Origin of the sequence: Actinocrinis sp., from assembly GCF_035650855.1 — a bacterium.
Lineage (GTDB): Bacteria > Actinomycetota > Actinomycetes > Streptomycetales > Catenulisporaceae > Actinocrinis.
Map to the genome: position 1 here is coordinate 1 of NZ_DASRGV010000044.1, position 3,213 is coordinate 3,213.

2 protein-coding genes are annotated in these 3,213 nt (G+C 69.4%); one reads left to right on the forward strand and one right to left on the reverse strand.

The genetic code is table 11. From position 1 onward, the window contains the following. The coding region (locus tag VFB40_RS03625) for a putative glycosyltransferase family protein (protein ID WP_324847825.1) at nucleotides 1-2,706 on the reverse strand (2,706 nt) is incomplete at its 3' end. Between the two features lie 193 nt (nucleotides 2,707-2,899). Between VFB40_RS03625 and VFB40_RS03630 the strand changes: the two genes are divergently transcribed. Then, nucleotides 2,900-3,213 (forward strand): glycosyltransferase family 2 protein (locus tag VFB40_RS03630; protein ID WP_324847826.1); only part of this gene is annotated, 314 nt, incomplete at its 3' end.

Sequence of the window (3,213 nt, forward strand, 5' to 3'; positions counted from 1 at the left end):
CGTGTCCAGCCCGTCCTCGTTCACGTGCACCGTGCCGGACTGGCCCGACGCCGCCGGGCCGGAGCTGGACAACACCACCGTGTCGCCGTCCACCTGACCGTTGGCGAGCATCTGCACCCGGTTGTACTCGCTGGTGACGAGCTCGCTGTGCGATGCCCAGCGGATGCGCGGCAGCGCGGTCAGCCGCTCGTAGATCGCGTTCGTCCCGACGTGCACCAGCCGCAGCCCGTCATCGGCGCCGGCGATCGCGGTCAGCGCCGGAGTAGTGCCGTTCTTCGCGGCGATGGTCAGCGGGTCCTTCGCGTGCAAGGTCAGGGTCGCGGTCAGCTGCGCCCCGGCGGCCACCGCGTCGGCCGTCACCGGGACCGTGAAGTCGCCGTTCGGGTCGGTGGGGTCGATGGTGCCGGTCAGCCGCTTCGAGTCGGCGATCTGCGTCCCGTTCGCGTCGTGGATCGCGACCTCGACCCAGCTGTTCGGGTCCTGCGCGCTCAGCGAGTCCGCGACGGGGCCCTGGATCAGGATGCCTACCCCGCGCAACGGACCGTTGATCGGCACCGGCACGGTCACCGGTTGTCCCGGCTGCAGGGTCAGCTGCGTGCCGTCACCCCGGGCCGGGGTCTCGGTGCCGAGCACCGGATCGCTCAGCTCGGTGACGAAGTACTTCGTGCCGAGCAGGTCGAGGATCGGGCTGGTCGCGGTGGCGTGCGAGGCCGCGAAGTCGATGTACGTCGTGAACGGCACCGAGTCGCCGGGCACCCCCTTCACCAGTGCGGTGAAGTTCTGGTTGATGAAGGCGTGTCCGTTGACCGAGCGCAGGTCGTACGCCACGTTCGTGCCGAAAATCATGCCCGTCTCGCTGGACGCGAAGCGCTGCTCGCCCAGGTTCGCGGCGAGGAACGAGTGCGTGTCCGTCACCGGGTAGAACGTGTCCTTCGGCGAATTCGGGCTGTACAGCGACACGAAGCTGCCGCTCTGCACCGCGATGAGCACCGGGAGCACGGCAGCGGCGGCGAACCTGGCCTTGCGCCACACCCGGTCGTAGCCCGGCGCGGCCATGCGCCGCGCGGCGAGCCTCAGCACCACGACGCACGCGACCGCCGCGGCGACCAGCAGCAAGCCCTTGCCGATCTCCTGCCAGTAGAGCCCGACCACGTCGGTCTGGTCGTTCTGCTGTCGCAACATCGCCTGCTCCGCGCTGGCGTGGTGCTCGCCCCACCACACCAGCAGGCCGACGAACGCTGCGCTGACGACGCCCAGCCCGACCGCCCACCAGGTCGCCGGGCGCGGCCGCGCTATCGTCCGCTGCGCGCGGCGGCGCAGCAGCAGCTCGAAGCCGATGCCCGCGAGCACCGCGACCACGAAGCCGAACACGCTGCGGGAGCGGCCGATGTAGTTGATCGCGAACAACGACTGCAGCCCCGGGGTGTTCTGCAGCACGCCAAGCGGCCAGCCGCCGACGTAGATCAGCTCGCCCCAGACCAGCGCGGCCGCCGCGAAGAACACCCACACCGCGCGTGGCAGCAGCGCCCGGCCGGCGCGCGGCAGGGCGAAAGCCACCAGGGCCAGCACCACCGCGCCGGCGCTGAGGTAGCCGATGTACTCGATGAAGTTGAAACCCAGGTAGAACAGCGGCGGCCGGGCCGGATCCGCCGAGCCGAAGGCCCAGGGCGCGAACGAGGTGAGCAGCGCCGTCACGTCGATGTGCTGGGTGGCGTCCTGCGCGCGGTTCGCGGTGTACCAGGTGTGCAGGAAGGAGGAGAACGGAAGCAGCTGGAAGGCGGCGAGGCCGACCCCGGCCGCGGCGCCCAATCCGGTGCCGACCACTGGCCGCCACGCCCGGCGCAGCTCGCCGCGGTGCTCGACGGCGATCCGGACCACCGCGTAGGCCGCCGCCGTCACCAGCGCGTATCCGGCCACCGAGGGGAAGCCGCCGAGCAGTAGCGAAGCGACCGGCAGCGAGATCAGCGCGGCGTCTCTCAGCCGGCGTTCCTGCAGGTACCGCTCGACGGTCCAGAACAGCGCCGGGATGAGCGAGGCCACCCTGGTCTGCGGGAAGTTGAGCCAGGCCACCATGAAACCGCTGGTCGCGAAGACCATTCCGGCGGTCAGCGCGGCCGGGCGGGAGAGCCCGAGCCGGCGCAGGAACAGCAGGCAGCCGCCGACCGCGACGATGATCTCAAGCAACCGCTCGTAGGCCGGAGCGAGCCAAACCGGCAGCACGTAGTAGACGACGCTAAGCGGTGACGCCATCGCATAGTTCGGCGTGGACGCAAGCGGCACACCGCCGCTCATGTACGGATCCCACTGACCGTTCGTGAGCCCATGCGTCAACGCCTGCTTGTACAGGATGATGCTGGGAAACTCCGAGGTGAACGTGTCGTCCAAATACATGTTGCTGGTGGTGCTGTCCGCGAAACCGGACTCCGCGTAGGGGCTGAACGTCACCATCTTGTCCGTGGTGGTCAGCGATCCGTTGCCGATCAGCGGGGTGCCGATGCCCCAGAGCGCGAACAGGGCGACCGCGAGGACCGAGACGATGGTGAGCGCCCGCGGGCGCCGGCCATGGCGCGTCCCGGCCTGCACGTCCGGATCTTGCGATCCCGTGCCCGAGCCGTGAGCGGTCACAATGCGGGCGGATTCCTCCTCCGAAACCACCGGCGCTGCGGTGGAGCCCTCGGTAGTTATTGCTTCGGAATCGCTGGTCATCGGTTTCCGTAAGTCTTAGCTTCGGCAGGAGCGGCAAGGGCGGCGCGGACTGAGCGAACATAGTCAGGCCGGATGAAGGTTATCTGAGTGTGGCCCGCGGTCCAGTGACACATCCGGACGGCGCGTGGCCAAATGTTAGCGATGCTGACTACCCTGGGGACGCCCACGGTCCGACTGGAAGGAAACCGCTCGCGTGTTGCTCACAGATCCGGCGAAGCCGCTGGCCGCTCAGTCGGCCGCCGGGGCCCCGTCGGGGCAGGACGGCGAAGCCCCGCACGTGACCATCGTCCTGCCGTGCTACAACGAGGACGCGCACGTGCTGCTGGAGGTCAAGCGGATCTGCGCCGCCATGGACGGTGCGGGCTACAACTACGAGCTGCTGGCCGTGGACGACGCCTCCACCGACCAGACGCTGCAGGTGCTGCTGGCCGCCGAGGAGGAGTACCCGAACCTGAAGGTGGTCGCGTTCCGGCGCAACGGCGGGGCGGGCACGGTCCGGCGGATCGG